This window comes from Microbacterium invictum, assembly GCF_034421375.1.
GTDB lineage: Bacteria > Actinomycetota > Actinomycetes > Actinomycetales > Microbacteriaceae > Microbacterium > Microbacterium invictum_A.
The window spans coordinates 2,251,870-2,265,802 of sequence record NZ_CP139779.1 but is presented as its reverse complement, the minus strand read 5'-3'; the positions used below and the strand labels follow the sequence as shown (position 1 = coordinate 2,265,802).

The following is a 13,933-nucleotide window of genomic DNA, read 5'->3' as shown; positions in this document are numbered from 1 at the left end:
CCGGCCCATCGCGCCTGCGCGCGTTCGCGCGCGCTCTGACGAGCCGGTAGGATGGGGGAGTTGTCCGCGCCTCGGCGGGGACTTCGGGATGTGGCGCAGCTTGGTAGCGCACTTGACTGGGGGTCAAGGGGTCGCAGGTTCAAATCCTGTCATCCCGACCGGAATGCGAAAGGGTCGGCCGAAGGGCCGGCCCTTTCGCGTTCCTCGGCGTGGTGTCTGGTGGGCCCCCGTCGCCGGAGGCTTCGCGCGGCGCGGAGCGCCGTGTGGAGGGGCGATGGGGCGCATCCCGACCGGAATGCGAAAGGGTCGGCCGAAGGGCCGGCCCTTTCGCGTTCCTCGGCGTGGTGTCTGGTGGGCCCCCGTCGCCGGAGGCTCCGCGACCCGTCGATGGGTGCGGTCAGGACGCCGGGGAGGCAGCATTTTCTGACGGGTTGCGCCCGAGCAGAGGGCCGGGCGGCCTCGTTCGTGACGCGACCGACGGCCACCAGGTCGGCGACGTCCTTGCCGACGGTGCGCAGTGCCTCGTCGCGGGTTGTCACGCGGCCGAATCCCGAGTTGGCGATGAGGGTGCCGCCGAACACCCGGCGAAGTCCCTGCGGCAGCTCGTCGGTGGGGTTCTCGTGGAGGATGCTGAGGTACGCGAGCCCGAGAGCGGCAAGTCCTTCGACGAGCGCGAGATACGTCGCCCGCGTCTCGTCGGCGTCGCGCTCCCAGACGTCCTGGATGTTGTGCGCGGGAGAGATCCGGATGCCGACGCGCTCGCCGCCGACCTCGGCCGCGACGGCCCGACCATGAAGGATCCGACGGTGGTGGGGGAGAAGAGAATCACGGGGGGATCGTCCGTTCGTCGTCGGTGCTCCGGACGAGCACCGCTCCGGGCGAGGCCAACGGGATCGCTGCGGTGGCTATTCCCGGATCGGCGCCCTCGCTCTCCGCGGGTGTCAAGCCCAAGGCGTGCGTCGTACGCGCTCCTACGGTGGGGTGATGGAGACTCCCACCGACGACGACACCCAGCGAGCGAAAGACCGGCACGATCAGCTGACCCGCGCGCCGGAGGCGACGGAGGAGGATGCCGCCCCCCGGATCCGTGTCAGCGAGCACGACGGCATCCGCCGCATCGACATCGATCCGGACGCCCCTGTGCGCCCGGGGATGGGCCCGACCGGCGACGACGCCGTCGACCCCGACTGATCCGAGCTGGAGGCGGTCAGTCGGCGGCGCCGCGACGGGTGACCGACGATCCGGATCAGCAGCGGCAACTGATCGATCGCGTATCGGCGGTATCCCCTGCGAGCGTCCACGCTCGCGAGGATGCGCAGATCGATGGCGTCGTAGTGTCGCAGCATCCGCACGCTCATCCGCCCCCGGGCAGCGAACTCTCCGATCGAGTAGTGCGTGACGGCCACACTCGACCATGACACGGTGTGAGAGTCAACCAGGTGCAGGATCGTTGACATGCAAGCCATCACTTGCCTATTGTGGTCTCGTGTCCGACGTGTACCGGGCGATCGCGGATCCGACGCGTCGTCAGATCCTCGATCTGCTCGCCGGAGGTGCGGAGATGACGCTGTTCGAGATCTGCACCCGCCTTCTCGCCGCGGGTACGACGTCGTCGCGGCAGGCGGTGTCGCAGCACCTGATGATCCTCGAGGAGAGCGATCTGGTGCGCACGGCGCGCGTGGGCAGGACGAAGATCCATCGGATGAACCCCGAGCCGCTGCGTGAGATCGCCGCGCGATGGCCCCTCGATTGACAGGAGACAGGTGATGGTGAAAGCACGGTTGCACGTGATGAGCGTGTTCGTCGACGACCAGGAGAAGGCACTTCGGTTCTACACCGACAGGCTGGGGTTCTCGGTGAAGAACGACATCCCGCTCGGGGAGTACCGGTGGCTGACGGTGGTCGGAAGCGACGCCCCCGACGGCGTCGAGCTGCTGCTCGAGCCGGATGAGAACCCCGCAGCGCGGGAGTACACGCGCGCGCTCGCGGAGCAGGGGATTCCCGCGGCATCCTTCGCCGTCGACGATGTGGATGCGGCCTACGGCGAGCTCGTCTCGGCCGGGGTGACGTTCGTGCAGGCGCCCGCAGCCGGCGGTCCCGTGCGGACGGCGGTGCTGGATGACACCTGCGGCAACCTTGTGCAGCTGGTGAGCCCGGCGTGACCGACGGAGGGCGCGACACCTCGCCGCCCCCGGACGCCCGTCGTTCGGTGCCCATCGAACCGGAGACCGCCGAGGAGTTGATGCGATCGCGATTCCGGGCGTTTCGCGACGGTGATGTCGCGTGGCTGCTGCGCACGTGGCATCCCTCCACCCGGCCGAAGACCCTGGACCTCAAGGACGACCCCGTCTGGCGGGGCCTGCAGATCGTCGACACCGTCGGGGGTGGAAGCGGCGACGCCGAGGGAGTCGTCGAGTTCCGTGCCACCTACCGCACCGGGGGAGGCGTGGGCATCCTCCACGAGCGGTCGCGCTTCGTCCGGGAGGACGGTCGATGGTTCTACGTCGACGGGGACGTCCGCGAGAGCTGACGAGCGACCCGCGCACCATCGACGGCCTCCACACTGGAGGCATGGGATTCCGCGCCGCTGACCTCGAGCGATTCCGCAACCGGACGGTGCCCGACCTGCTCCCCGAACCGCTTCGCCTGCTCTTCGTGGGTATCAACCCGGGGCTCTGGACGGCGGCGACCGGAGCTCACTTCGCCCGTCCGGGCAACCGCTTCTACCCGGCACTCGTCGCGGCGGGAGTCCTGCCGCACCATCCGACGATCACCGACGACGGGATGGCGCCAGCGGACCGCGACCTGCTCGTGGTGCGGGGCATCGGCATCACGAACCTGGTGCCTCGCGCGACCGCCCGTGCCGACGAGCTCTCCCGCGACGAACTCCGCGCCGGCGCGCACGCCCTGGCGGTGCTCGTCGCCGAGCGGCGCCCGCCGGTCGTCGCCGTCGTGGGGCTCACCGCGTACCGGCAGGGCTTCAACCGCCCCCGTGCCGTCAGCGGCGAGCAGCCCGAGCCGCTGGGCGGCGCCCGACTCTGGGTCGTGCCCAATCCCAGCGGACTCAACGCCCACGACACCATCGACTCCCTCGCCCGTGCCTACGCCGAGCCCGCCCGTGCCGCGGGAGTGATTGCGTGAGCGCGGTTGCACCGCCGCCGTCGCCGACGGAACATGGGGGAGTGCCCCCATCACCGAACACCGGCCGGACCTCGTCGCGGTCCTGGATCGCCGTGGCGATCGGTGTGGTCGTCCTCGTGGCCGGATTCACCGGGGCCTGGCTCCTGCGCCCCGACGCCGCGCCGGTCGCCGCTCCCGCACCCACGCCGACGGTGGTGACGCCGTCGGCGACGCCGACGCCCGTCGCGACGCCGGCGCCGGCCCCCGTCGGATTCGCTGCGAACACCGCGTCGTACGATCTCGGCGCGCTGCCCCAGGTCGATGTCTTCGCCGTCATCCCGTCGCTGCCGGTCGACCCCGACCCGGCGAGCGCTCCCACCGGCGAGGTCGTCACCGCGGCCGGTGCGGGGGCGCCCGTCTTCTCCGACCCCACCGGCGACCCCGTTGCCGTGCTCCCGGCGGAATACGTCTACGGCGGTACGACGGTGCCCGTGGTCGAGCGTCAGGAGCACTGGGTGCGGGTGCTGCTCACGGGGCGCCAGGCGACCCCGTCGACGGGGAACCCCGGTCAGCTCACCGGGTGGCTCCGCGCACAGGACGTGACCTTCGCCGCGGTGGATGCGCGAGTGGAGGTCTCGCTCTCGGCACGCACCATCGACATCGTGGGCCCGGGCGGGAGCGAGCGCATCGCCACCGACTTCGGCTCGGGCGTCGAAGGGACCCCCACGCCGACGGGGCGCTCGTTCATCATGACCACCCGCGTCGAGCCCTCTTTCGGGTACACGCGCGGATATCCGCTGGTCTATCTGTCGGTGCAGTCGCCGACCCTCGACGGGTTCGGCGGGGCGGATGTCGCGATCACCGCCTTCCACTATCACGACGCCCGCTCGGGTGCCATCTCGAACGGGTGCATCCGGCTCGACCCGGCGGCGATCCAACGGCTCTCCGAACTGCCGATGGGAACCCCCGTGCTGATCACGCCCTGACGCCGAACACCGGCACCCGGCCGCTACGCTGGCCACGCCCCCCTCTCTCGAAAGGTCGTCCCCATGCAGCATCGTCCCCTCGGCCGCACCGGCCGCGACGTCTCCGCCATCGGCCTGGGAACCTGGCAGCTCGGCGCCGACTGGGGGGATGTCTCCGAGGACGATGCACTCGCCGTCCTCGAGGCCTCGGTCGACCAGGGTGTGACCCTGTTCGACACCGCCGACGTCTACGGCGACGGACGCAGCGAGTCGCTCATCGGACGGTTCCTCGCCGACCGGCCCGGGCACGCGATCACCGTCGCGACCAAGATGGGGCGACGGGTGGAGCAGAAGGCCGAGAACTACACCCTCGAGGCCTTCCGCGCCTGGAACGACCGCTCACGGGCCAACCTCGGCGTCGACACCCTCGACCTGGTGCAGTTGCACTGCCCGCCGACAGCGGTGATCGAATCCGACGCGGTCTACGACGCGCTGGACGCGCTCGTGGCCGAAGGCCGCATCGCCGCCTACGGGGTCTCGGTCGAGACCGTCGCGCAGGCGCTCGCCGCCGTCGCTCGGCCGCACATCACCAACATCCAGATCATCTTCAACCCGTTCCGTCTGAAGCCCCTCGACGAGGTGCTGCCCGCCGCCGCGGCGGCGGAGGTGGCCGTCTTCGCGCGCGTGCCCCTCGCCTCGGGGCTGCTCTCGGGGAAGTACACCGCCGCCACGACGTTCGCCGAGAACGACCACCGCAGCTACAACCGGCACGGGGAGGCCTTCGACCGCGGAGAGACCTTCTCGGGGGTCGATTACGAGACCGGCCTGGCCGCGGCATCCGAATTGGCGCGTGCCCTGCCGGAGGGAGTGACCCTCCCGGCGGCGACGCTCGCGTGGATCGCCTCGCAGCCCGGTGTGACGACCGTCATCCCGGGCGCGCGCAACGTCGCCCAGGCGACCTCGAACGCCGAGGCGGGCGCCCTGCTCGACGGTGCCGTCGATCTCGACGGTTTCGACGCCGCCGTGCACGACGTGTACGACCGCCACCTGCGCGCGGCGATCCACCCCCTCTGGTGACACGCCGCGGGTGACCGACGGCGAGTTCTCCACAGCGGGGGATGCCACCGTGAAGCGGCCCCGTCGGGTCTGTTAGCTTCGCTCGGGTGTCGACGGCTCTGGAGATCACGGCGTTCGCCTACCTGGGCGTGGTCAGCATCGTGCTCGCCGTGATCGATCTGCGTCATCATCGGCTGCCCAACCGGATCGTGCTGCCCAGCTACGGCATCGGCGGAGCCCTCCTGCTCGGTGCCGTCCTCGCCGGCGCTCCGCCGGCCGCACTCGGGCGGGCGCTGGCCGGCATGGTGCTTCTCTTCGGCTTCTATCTGCTGCTGCGCGTCCTCTCGAGCCGGGGGCTCGGGGGCGGCGACGTCAAGCTCGCCGGCGTCCTCGGGCTCTATCTCGGGTGGCTCGGGTGGGAGGTGCTGGCCGTCGGCGCCGTGGCCGGGTTCGTGGTCGGCGGGGTGACGGGCGTCGTCCTCGTGCTGAGCCGGCGCGCCGACCGCCGCACCCGCATCGCCTTCGGGCCGGCGATGCTCATCGGCGCCTGGCTCGTGATCGGCGTGAGCGTCGCCGGCGGTGTCGCCGGGTCTCTGGTCGTATAGGCCCCTACCCTGCGACCGGTCATTTCTCAACGGCCCCGACGCGGATGGCGACACCCCATAGTTTGTGGGTGGGACATCAGTCATCGACCGTCGACGGGGGACTACGCCCATGCCGAATCTGATCGAGCGCGCGATCGCCCGCGCCCTGACGCTCAAACCCGTCCGCGCCCTTCTCCTGTACACCGAGCGACAGGGCCCGATGCTCGCCGACAGCGTGACCTATCGCACCCTGTTCAGCCTTTTCGCCGGGGTGCTGCTCGGATTCTCGATCGCGTCGATATGGCTGGCCGGCAATCCGGTCGCCTGGCAGGCGTTGATCGACGCGGTCGACTCCGTGGTCCCCGGTCTCGTCGGCGAGGGCGGCCTGATCGACCTCGATGATATTCAGGCGCCGGCGGGTCTCACCGTGGCCGGGGTCATCGCCTCGATCGGTCTCATCGGCGCCGCGATCGGCGCGATCGGGTCGCTTCGCACCGCCATCCGGCGTCTCGCGAACGAACTCACCGACGACGCGTTCTGGCTGTGGGTGCTGTTGCGCAATCTGCTTCTCGCGATCGGGATCGGCGCGGCGCTCGGGGCGTCGGCGGCGGCGACCGTCATCGGCGGCGCGGGGATCTCCCTCGTCGGCGGCTGGCTGGGGCTCTCCGACGACAGCCTGCTGCTGCAGATCGCCACGCGGACGACGACCATCGTCGTCGTCTTCCTCCTCGATGCCGCGGTGGTCGCCGTCGCGTTCCGCGCCCTGTCGGGCACGAAGCCGTCACGCCGCTCGCTCCTGAGCGGCTCGCTCCTCGGCGCCGCAGGGCTCACCGTGCTGCAGCAGCTGTCGAGCCTCTTCATCGGGGGTGCGGGGTCCAACCCGCTCCTGGCGACCTTCGCCTCCCTCATCGCCCTGCTCCTCTGGCTGAACCTCTCGACCCAGGTGATCCTCCTCGCCTCGGCGTACATCGTCACCGGCATCGAAGAGGAGCGTGATCGCGTCAGCGCCCGGTACGGCGCGGCGACCTTCTTCCAGCGCCGCGTGAAGCGCGCCGAGCTGTCGGTGCAGGCAGCCGCCGACGAACTCGAGGCCGCCCGCGCGGCCGAGGCGGGGGAGCGGAAGTTGAAGGCAGATGCCGCCGCGAAAGCGAAGCGGGCGGGGGAGGCGAAGACGGATGCCGGGGCACCGCGCGACGACGGATGACGGTCCTCCGCGGCCAGGCCGGCTCCGCGTACCGGCCTATGCCGCCGCCGACATCCGGGCTGCGGAGGCCCCACTCCTCGCGGCCGGCGTGCCGCTCATGGCGCGCGCAGCCCATGCGCTGGCGCGGATCACGGCGGCACGGCGCGTCGCGGCATCCGGCCCCCGAGTCCTCGTCCTCGCCGGGCGAGGTGACAACGGCGGCGACGCTCTCTTCGCCGGTGCCGAACTGGCAGCCGCCGGGACCGGTGTGGACGTCGTTCTCGTCAGCGCGGGCGCGCATGAGGCGGGCCTCGCCGCCGCGGTGAGCGCCGGTGCGCGGGTGGTCGACCTGTCAGCCCTCGACGAGCCCGGCATCGGACTCATCCTCGACGGGATGACGGGGCTCGGCGGCGGCGGTCCGCTGCGCGGTGGTGTCCGCGATGCGGCCGTCGCCCTCCGCGCACGTCGTGCGCCGCGCCCCCGCATCCTGGCCGTCGACCTTCCGAGCGGCCTCGACCCCGACACCGGGGCGGGCGACGAGCTCGTGCCGGTCGCCGACGAGACCATCACCTTCGGCGGCGTGAAGGCGGGGCTCGTCCGCGGGCGCGGACCGGTGCTGTCGGGACCTGTCACGCTCGTCGACATCGGACTGGGCCCGGCTCTCGCGACGGTGACGCCGGTCGCCGAGGCCAGGGTCGCCGCCGTCATCAGCGGCTGACGAGCGGGCGATCAGCGCGCGTAGCGCTCCACGAACGCCCGCAGCAGCCGGGGCGGATGCACGACCGGCGCCCGTCGCACCGCGGCGAGGGTCAGCTCCAGCTCGTCGGCGGCGAAGTAGCCGTAGCCGGCGTAGGCGCGCACACGGGTCCGCATGCCCTCGAGGTCGAGTTCGGGGTGGAACTGGGTGGCGAAGACGTTCCGTCCGACACGGAACATCTGCACCGGACAGGTCGGCGACGACGCCAGCAGCACGGCGGAGTCGGGGAGGATCGACACGGCCTCCTTGTGGCCGACGAACGCGTCGAAGGTGCGAGGGAATCCCGCCAGCAGCGGTTCGTCGGCGCCGGCATCGGTGAGGGTGACCGGGACGACGCTGATCGGCTCCGCATAGGTGCGGTCGATCGCGGCGCGCTGATGACTCCCGAGGGTCCCGATCCCGTAGCAGGCTCCGAGGAACGGGAAGTCGCGGGCGACCACCTCGTCGAGCAGACCGGCGAACTCCGCCTCGACCCGTCGCTGCACCGCCGTCTTCTTCTCCGGGGGATCGGAGGCGTTGAACGGACCGCCTCCGACGAAGACCCCCGACAGCGCATCGAGATCGAGATCGGGGAGCGGTCCCGCTTCCATCCGGATTCGGATGAGGTCGCGCTCATCGAGCCCGGCGAAGCGCAGAAAGAGGGCGTACTCCTCGTCGGCGGGGACGTCCTCGGCACGCGTGGCGAGGAGCACGAAGGGCTTCGGCCGGGTCATCCGGCGTAGGTCACGAGACCCAGCTCCACGGGGGACACCAGGAACGGATGACGCGGGACGACCCGGACGGTGTAGCCGAAGGTGCCCGTGATCTGCAGCGGCAGCGAACCGCGGTAGGGAGTGACCCCGTCCACGGCCGGTCCCTGCGCCTGCAACGGCACGGAGGTGCGCTCCGCGCCGATGACGTCGTCTTCGTCGGTGCGTCCGTACACCAGCTCCACGGCGACGTCGTCGGGCGAGAGGCCGTCCAGGCGCACGGAGGCTTCGATCTCGAGCGTCTCGCCAGTGGACGCGCGTGTGGTCGCATCCGAACCCTCCACGTGCGCGATCGAGACGGCGCCCCAGGCGCTGCGCACTCGGGTGACGAACGCGGCGAGCGAGCGTGCCTGAGCGAAGTCGTCGGCACGCAGGGCGCGCTCGTTCACGGCAGAGGGGACGTACAGCCGTGTGACGTAGTCGCGCACCATCCGGTCGCTGGTGACCTTCTTGCCGAGGTCGGTCATGGTGTGACGCACCATGTCGAGCCACCCGACCGGCACGCCCCCGGTGCGCTCGTAGAAGCGCGGCACGAGCTGGTGCTCGATGAGGTCGTAGAGCGCGGCCGCCTCGGCGTCATCGCGTTCCTCGTCGCTGGCCGCGGTGTCGGCGGTGGGGATCGCCCACCCGTTCTTGCCGTCGTACCACTCGTCCCACCATCCGTCGAGGATCGACAGGTTCAGCACGCCGTTGAGCGCGGCCTTCATACCCGAGGTGCCGCACGCCTCCAGGGGACGCAGCGGGTTGTTCAGCCACACGTCGCAGCCGGGGTAGAGGGTCTTGGCCAGGGAGATGTCGTAATCGGGGAGGAAGACGATGCGCCCGCGCACCCGCGGGTCGCGGCTGAACCGCACGAGCTGCTGGATCAGGATCTTGCCCGAGTCATCGGCCGGGTGCGACTTGCCGCCGATGACCAGCTGCACCGGTCGCTCGGGATCGGTGAGGATCCGGGTGAGACGCTCGGGGTCCCGCAGCATCAGCGTCAGACGCTTGTACGTCGGCACGCGTCGCGCGAAGCCGATCGTGAGGACGCCCGGGTCGAGGATCTCGTCGATCCACGCCGGAACGGCGGCGTTCCCGGCCGAACGGGCGGCGGCTCCCAGGCGCCGCCGTGCCTCGGCGACGAGCTCCTGCTTCATCTGGGTGCGCACCCCCCACAGCTCCTGGTCGCTGACGACCTCGCGCGAGCGCCAGTCGTGGCGATCGATGTGCACGTCGCCGAAGGCGCGCTCGCTGAGGGCGGTGAGAGCGGGGTGCACCCAGGTCGGGGCGTGGACTCCGTTCGTGATCGACGTGATCGGCACCTCGTCGGCGTCGACGGCGGGCCAGAGCGACCCGAACATCCGGCGGCTCACCGATCCGTGCAGGAGCGACACGCCGTTGGCGTGCTGCCCGAGATGCAGGCCGAGGACGGCCATGTTGAACACGTGCGGGTCGCCGCCGGGGTACGACTCCAGTCCGAGGTCGAGCGCGGGCTCGGCGGGCAGAGACGTGAAGAGTGGACTCTGCAGGTAGGTGGTGACGAGGTCGCGCGGAAAGCGGTCGATGCCTGCCGGGACCGGGGTGTGGGTGGTGAAGACGGTCGAGGCGCGCACCTGGGCGAGTGCCTGGTCGAAGCTCACGCCCGCCTCGACGATGAGCTCCGACATCCGCTCCAGTCCCTGGAACCCCGCGTGACCCTCGTTGGTGTGGTAGACCTCGGGGCTCGGCGCGCCGGTCAGCGCGCACCAGGCCCGCACCGCACGCACACCGCCGACACCGAGGAGGAGCTCCTGGAGGAGGCGATGCTCGCCGCCCCCGCCGTAGAGGCGGTCGGTCACCTGGCGGAGGTCGTCGGGATTGGTGGGGGTGTCGGCGTCGAGAAGCAGGAGGGGGACCCGGCCGATCTGGGCCACCCAGACGCGGGCGGCCAGATGCCGCCCGGCGGGGAGGTCGAGACCGATCTCGACCGGGGCGCCGTCGGCGTCGCGCAGCAGGGTCAGTCCGAGACCGTACGGGTCGAGGAGCGGGTAGCTCTCCCGCTGCCAGCCGTCGTCGCCGATCGACTGGCGGAAGTAGCCCGCCCGGTAGAACAGCCCGACACCGGTGAGTGGGACGCCCAGGTCCGATGCGCTCTTCAGGTGGTCGCCGGCGAGGATGCCGAGGCCGCCGGAGTACTGCGGCAGGGTTCCGTCGACGCCGAACTCGGGTGAGAAGTAGGCGATGTGGACAGGCTTGTCGCCCTCGAGCCCCTGGTACCACCGGTCGTCGCGGAGGTAGGCGTCGAGGCGCTCCGCTTCGGCGTGCACGCGGGCGACGAAGTCGGCATCCTGCGACAGCGCGTCCAGCCTGTCCTGCCCGAGCGCTCCGAGAAGCTGCTCGGGGTTTCCGCCGACCTCCTCCCACCGGGCCGGATCCATCGAGGCGAACAGCGCCTTCGTCTCGTCCGACCAGGCCCATCGCCAGTTGGTGGCGAGGCGGTCGAGCGGGGCGAGCTGCTCGGAGAGAACGGGACGAACGGCGAACGTGCGGATGGCCTTCACGCTGTGAAGTGTAGGCGAGCGGGATGATGCGCAACCCCCTCATCGCCCAGATCGCCGTCGATACACTCGGGGTATGGCTATTGCACGACTGCACGGCGGTCCGCTCGACGGGCAGGTCCTGCCCCTGGAGGCGCCCGACCTCGACTCGCTCATCGTCCCCTACGGCGAAGGACAGGTCGTCTACCGCCGGAAGGGCGACGCGCAGCACACCGGCGAGCACGACGGCCCGACCGAGGCGGAGTTCTGGTTCGTGGAGGCGACCGATGAGATCGGACCCTCGAGCGACGACTGAGTCCGGCGCGCCGATCCGCTCCGTCGAGGTCGAGATCAAGCTCGACGTCGATGCGGACGCGGCACCCCCGGATTGGAGCGTTCTGCCCGAGGTCGCGGAGGTGACCGTCGCCGACGTGCGCGAGCTCGACGCTCAGTACTACGACACGTCCGACTTCGCGCTCGGTCGCGCCGGTTATGCGTTGCGACGACGCACGGGCGGTCCCGACGCCGGATGGCATCTGAAGGGTCCGCGACAGGGTGCGGGGCGCGTGGAGCTCGGGTGGCCCTTGGGGGAGCCCGGTACCCTCCCGGCCGCCGTCCACGCGGAGATCGCGCGGCTGACGGCGGATCCCGTGCAGCCCATCGCGCGCGTGCGCAACCGGAGGCTCGCCGTCGAGATGAAGGATGCCGCGGGGGGCGTCGTCGCCGAATTCCTCGACGACCACGTGCAGACCCGTGACGAGGCCACCGGCACGGAGCGCTCTTGGCGAGAGTGGGAGATCGAACTCGGTCCTGCGGCGCCCGACGACGGTGAAGGCTTCCTCCGGGCCGTCGCCGACCTCGCCCGGAACGCCGGCGCCCGCCCGGCATCGTCGGAATCGAAGATCGGGCGGGCGCTCGGGCGTTGAGTCCTGCGGGCGCGAAGCCTAGAGGTTGATCATGTGACCCACGAGACCGTGGAAGCCCTCCTGCAGGGCCTCCGACAGCGTCGGGTGGGTGTGGACATTGCGCGCGGCCTCGAGGGCGGTGAGGTCCCACTTCTGCGCGAGGGTCAGCTCGGGGAGCAGCTCCGAGACATCGGGGCCGATGAGGTGACCGCCGAGCAGCTCGAGGTGCTCGCCGTCCGCGATGAGCTTGACGAAGCCGACCGGCTCGCCCAGTCCGTTGGCCTTGCCGTTGGCGCTGAAGGGGAACTTCGCGACCTTGACGTCGTAGCCGGCGTCACGGGCCTGCTGCTCGGTCAGACCGAACGACGCGACCTGAGGGGTGCAGAAGGTCGCGCGGGGCATCATCCGGTAGTCGCCGAGCGGCATGGTCTCGGCCTTGCCGATCGTCTCGGCCGCGACCACGCCCTGGGCCTCGGCGACGTGGGCCAGCTGCAGCTTCGCGGTGACGTCGCCGATCGCATAGATGTGCGGCACGCTGGTGCGCATGTAGTCGTCGATCCCGATCGCGCCGCGCTCGGTCAGCTCGACGCCCGTCTTGTCCAGCCCGTAGCCCTCGACGTTGGGGACCCAGCCGATGGAGACCATCACCTTGTCCGCGTCGATCGAACCGCTGTTGCCGTCCTTGCCGGTGTAGGTGACGGTGACCCGGTCACCGTGGTCGGTGACGGTGTCGACCTTGGTCGAGGTGAGGATGTCGATGCCGTAGTTCTTGTACTGCCGGGCGATCTCCTTCGACACGTCCGCATCCTCGTTGGGGAGCGCCCGGTCGAGGAATTCGACGATCGTGACCTTCACGCCGTAGTTCGACATGACGAAGGCGAACTCCATGCCGATCGCCCCGGCGCCGACGATGACGATCGAGGACGGGAGCTCGCGCGAGAGGATCTGCTCCTCGTAGGTGACGATGTTCCCGCCGATCTCGACGCCGGGCAGCTGGCGGACCTTGGCGCCGGTGGCGATGATCGCGTTATCGAAGGTGACCGTCTCGGTCGCGCCGTCCGACTTCTTCACCTCGATGGTGTTCGCGTCGGTGAAGGTGCCGCGGCCCTCGTACTCGGTGACCTTGTTCTTCTTCATCAGGTAGTGGATGCCCTTGACGTGGGTGTCGGCGACCTTGCGGCTGCGGTCCCAGGCCACTCCGAAGTCGAAGTGCACGTCGCCGGAGATCCCGAACAGGTCGGCCTTGTGCAGGACCTGGTGGGCGAGGTCGGCGTTCTTCAGGAGCGCCTTCGAGGGGATGCACCCCACGTTGAGGCAGACGCCTCCCCAGTACTTCTCTTCGATGATGGCGACGGAAAGACCGAGCTGGGCGCTGCGGACGGCCGCGACGTACCCGCCGGGGCCGGCGCCGAGGATGACGACGTCGTAGTGAGGCATGCTCTCAGCCTATCGGTCGGCACCGCCGCCGGTGCCCGGGGTGCGGCCCTGCGCGCGGGCGAGGAGAAGGTAGACGATCGCCCCTCCCGCGGCTGCCGCGACGACCCCGACGATGATCCACGGCACGATCGCGGCCGTGGAGGACGCGGGTTCGGGATCGGCGGTCGGCGAGGGTGCGGCGGCGGTCTCCGAGGCCGAGGCCGAGGGGCTCGCGGCGGGCTCCGATGCGGTGGCCGTGGCGTCCGGGGTCGGGGACGGCGAAGCGCCACCGGTGACGGTGAACGTCAGCTCTCCGGAGATCGGGTGGCCGTCGCTGGAGACGACCTTCCACAGCACCGTGACGGCGCCGGCCTGCGCCGGGGCGATCGGCTGTGAGACGACGTTGTCGGTGATGGTCGGCGATCCGTCGACGAGCGCCGCCCCCGCGGCATCCGTCACCTCGATCACGGTGGCACCGGGCTCCTGCGAGACGAGACCGCTGAAGGTGAGCGTGATCGCCGTCGGGCTCTGCTCAGCGCTGCTGCCGGGCGCCGGGTCGGAGCCGATCAGCTCGTCGTGGGCCGACGCGGCGACGGGGAGGACGAACACCGCCGTGAGCCCGAGCAGGACGGCCAGGAGTGCCCGTGCGGGCCGGATACGCAGTGCGGAGCGACGCATGACTCCCAGGCTAAAGGGGTCT

At 70.7% G+C, this 13,933-nt stretch carries 16 protein-coding genes, 1 tRNA gene and 1 pseudogene; 13 read left to right on the top strand and 5 right to left on the bottom strand.

The window, feature by feature from the left end:
• Window positions 1-84 precede the first annotated feature (84 nt).
• Window positions 85-158, top strand: a tRNA-Pro gene (locus T9R20_RS10980).
• A gap of 826 nt (window positions 159-984) precedes the next feature.
• The gene (locus T9R20_RS10975) at window positions 985-1,191 is read left to right on the top strand and encodes a multidrug transporter (protein WP_322409350.1); all 207 of its coding nucleotides are present in this window, start codon (window positions 985-987) and stop codon (window positions 1,189-1,191) included.
• 92 nt (window positions 1,192-1,283) lie between these two features.
• Here T9R20_RS10975 and T9R20_RS17075 read toward each other — a convergent pair.
• Window positions 1,284-1,457, bottom strand: a pseudogene (locus T9R20_RS17075) (hypothetical protein); the annotation flags it as partial.
• Window positions 1,458-1,486: 29 nt separating this feature from the next.
• Between T9R20_RS17075 and T9R20_RS10970 the strand changes: the two are divergent.
• The 9 genes from T9R20_RS10970 to T9R20_RS10930 all read left to right on the top strand — a co-directional run bounded on the left by T9R20_RS10970 (window position 1,487) and on the right by T9R20_RS10930 (window position 7,626).
• Window positions 1,487-1,753 carry a metalloregulator ArsR/SmtB family transcription factor gene (locus T9R20_RS10970; RefSeq protein ID WP_322409349.1) on the top strand — a complete coding sequence of 89 codons (267 nt, stop codon included), beginning with the start codon at window positions 1,487-1,489 and terminating at the stop codon, window positions 1,751-1,753.
• A 37-nt stretch (window positions 1,754-1,790) separates the two neighbouring features.
• Window positions 1,791-2,162, top strand: coding sequence for a VOC family protein (locus T9R20_RS10965; protein WP_322409348.1), 372 nt, complete (start codon window positions 1,791-1,793; stop codon window positions 2,160-2,162).
• Entirely contained in the window at window positions 2,159-2,530 is a 372-nt protein-coding gene (locus tag T9R20_RS10960; RefSeq protein WP_322409347.1) for a YchJ family protein, read from the top strand. The genes T9R20_RS10965 and T9R20_RS10960 overlap by 4 nt, the downstream gene beginning before the upstream one ends.
• A gap of 41 nt (window positions 2,531-2,571) precedes the next feature.
• A complete protein-coding gene (locus tag T9R20_RS10955; protein ID WP_322409346.1) occupies window positions 2,572-3,141 on the top strand; it encodes a mismatch-specific DNA-glycosylase in 570 nt (189 codons plus the stop codon).
• Window positions 3,142-3,182: 41 nt separating this feature from the next.
• Window positions 3,183-4,106, top strand: coding sequence for a L,D-transpeptidase (locus T9R20_RS10950; protein WP_322409345.1), 924 nt, complete (start codon window positions 3,183-3,185; stop codon window positions 4,104-4,106).
• A gap of 63 nt (window positions 4,107-4,169) precedes the next feature.
• The gene (locus T9R20_RS10945; RefSeq protein WP_322409344.1) at window positions 4,170-5,162 is read left to right on the top strand and encodes an aldo/keto reductase; all 993 of its coding nucleotides are present in this window, start codon (window positions 4,170-4,172) and stop codon (window positions 5,160-5,162) included.
• Window positions 5,163-5,248: 86 nt separating this feature from the next.
• Window positions 5,249-5,746: an A24 family peptidase gene (locus T9R20_RS10940; RefSeq protein WP_322409343.1), complete on the top strand. Its 498-nt coding sequence runs from the start codon at window positions 5,249-5,251 to the stop codon at window positions 5,744-5,746.
• Between the two features lie 109 nt (window positions 5,747-5,855).
• Window positions 5,856-6,929: a YhjD/YihY/BrkB family envelope integrity protein gene (locus tag T9R20_RS10935; protein WP_322409342.1), complete on the top strand. Its 1,074-nt coding sequence runs from the start codon at window positions 5,856-5,858 to the stop codon at window positions 6,927-6,929.
• On the top strand, window positions 6,901-7,626 hold the full coding sequence (locus T9R20_RS10930) for an NAD(P)H-hydrate epimerase (protein WP_322409341.1): 726 nt from the start codon (window positions 6,901-6,903) through the stop codon (window positions 7,624-7,626). Before T9R20_RS10935 ends, T9R20_RS10930 begins: the two co-directional genes overlap by 29 nt.
• An 11-nt stretch (window positions 7,627-7,637) precedes the next feature.
• Here the strand turns inward: T9R20_RS10930 and T9R20_RS10925 are convergent, their stop codons facing one another.
• Window positions 7,638-8,378 (bottom strand): glutamine amidotransferase, encoded by a 741-nt coding sequence (locus T9R20_RS10925; RefSeq protein ID WP_322409340.1) that lies wholly within the window; start codon window positions 8,376-8,378, stop codon window positions 7,638-7,640.
• Window positions 8,375-10,936 (bottom strand): alpha-glucan family phosphorylase, encoded by a 2,562-nt coding sequence (gene glgP, locus T9R20_RS10920; protein ID WP_322409339.1) that lies wholly within the window; start codon window positions 10,934-10,936, stop codon window positions 8,375-8,377. The genes T9R20_RS10925 and glgP overlap by 4 nt, the downstream gene beginning before the upstream one ends.
• A gap of 73 nt (window positions 10,937-11,009) precedes the next feature.
• Between glgP and T9R20_RS10915 the strand changes: the two genes are divergently transcribed.
• Together T9R20_RS10915 and T9R20_RS10910 are read left to right on the top strand one after the other, a co-directional pair.
• A complete protein-coding gene (locus T9R20_RS10915; RefSeq protein WP_322409338.1) occupies window positions 11,010-11,228 on the top strand; it encodes a response regulator in 219 nt (72 codons plus the stop codon).
• Window positions 11,200-11,838 carry a CYTH domain-containing protein gene (locus tag T9R20_RS10910; protein WP_322409337.1) on the top strand — a complete coding sequence of 213 codons (639 nt, stop codon included), beginning with the start codon at window positions 11,200-11,202 and terminating at the stop codon, window positions 11,836-11,838. Before T9R20_RS10915 ends, T9R20_RS10910 begins: the two co-directional genes overlap by 29 nt.
• An 18-nt stretch (window positions 11,839-11,856) precedes the next feature.
• Here the strand turns inward: T9R20_RS10910 and lpdA are convergent, their stop codons facing one another.
• Together lpdA and T9R20_RS10900 are read right to left on the bottom strand one after the other, a co-directional pair.
• On the bottom strand, window positions 11,857-13,254 hold the full coding sequence (gene lpdA, locus T9R20_RS10905) for a dihydrolipoyl dehydrogenase (RefSeq protein ID WP_322409336.1): 1,398 nt from the start codon (window positions 13,252-13,254) through the stop codon (window positions 11,857-11,859).
• Window positions 13,255-13,263: 9 nt separating this feature from the next.
• Complete coding sequence (locus tag T9R20_RS10900) at window positions 13,264-13,911, bottom strand: copper resistance protein CopC (RefSeq protein ID WP_322409335.1); 648 nt, start codon at window positions 13,909-13,911, stop codon at window positions 13,264-13,266.
• Between the last annotated feature and the right edge of the window lie 22 nt (window positions 13,912-13,933).

Bases quoted from the DNA above. Each gene is read 5' to 3' on its own strand.
- T9R20_RS10945 (WP_322409344.1), top strand. From the start codon at position 4,170: ATGCAGCATCGTCCCCTCGGCCGCACCGGCCGCGACGTCTCCGCCATC.
- T9R20_RS10965 (WP_322409348.1), top strand. From the start codon at position 1,791: ATGAGCGTGTTCGTCGACGACCAGGAGAAGGCACTTCGGTTCTACACC.
- lpdA (WP_322409336.1), bottom strand. From the start codon at position 13,254: ATGCCTCACTACGACGTCGTCATCCTCGGCGCCGGCCCCGGCGGGTAC.
- T9R20_RS10925 (WP_322409340.1), bottom strand. From the start codon at position 8,378: ATGACCCGGCCGAAGCCCTTCGTGCTCCTCGCCACGCGTGCCGAGGAC.
- T9R20_RS10930 (WP_322409341.1), top strand. From the start codon at position 6,901: ATGCCGGGGCACCGCGCGACGACGGATGACGGTCCTCCGCGGCCAGGC.
- T9R20_RS10975 (WP_322409350.1), top strand. From the start codon at position 985: ATGGAGACTCCCACCGACGACGACACCCAGCGAGCGAAAGACCGGCAC.
- T9R20_RS10955 (WP_322409346.1), top strand. From the start codon at position 2,572: ATGGGATTCCGCGCCGCTGACCTCGAGCGATTCCGCAACCGGACGGTG.
- T9R20_RS10935 (WP_322409342.1), top strand. From the start codon at position 5,856: ATGCCGAATCTGATCGAGCGCGCGATCGCCCGCGCCCTGACGCTCAAA.
- T9R20_RS10900 (WP_322409335.1), bottom strand. From the start codon at position 13,911: ATGCGTCGCTCCGCACTGCGTATCCGGCCCGCACGGGCACTCCTGGCC.
- T9R20_RS10910 (WP_322409337.1), top strand. From the start codon at position 11,200: ATGAGATCGGACCCTCGAGCGACGACTGAGTCCGGCGCGCCGATCCGC.
- T9R20_RS10915 (WP_322409338.1), top strand. From the start codon at position 11,010: ATGGCTATTGCACGACTGCACGGCGGTCCGCTCGACGGGCAGGTCCTG.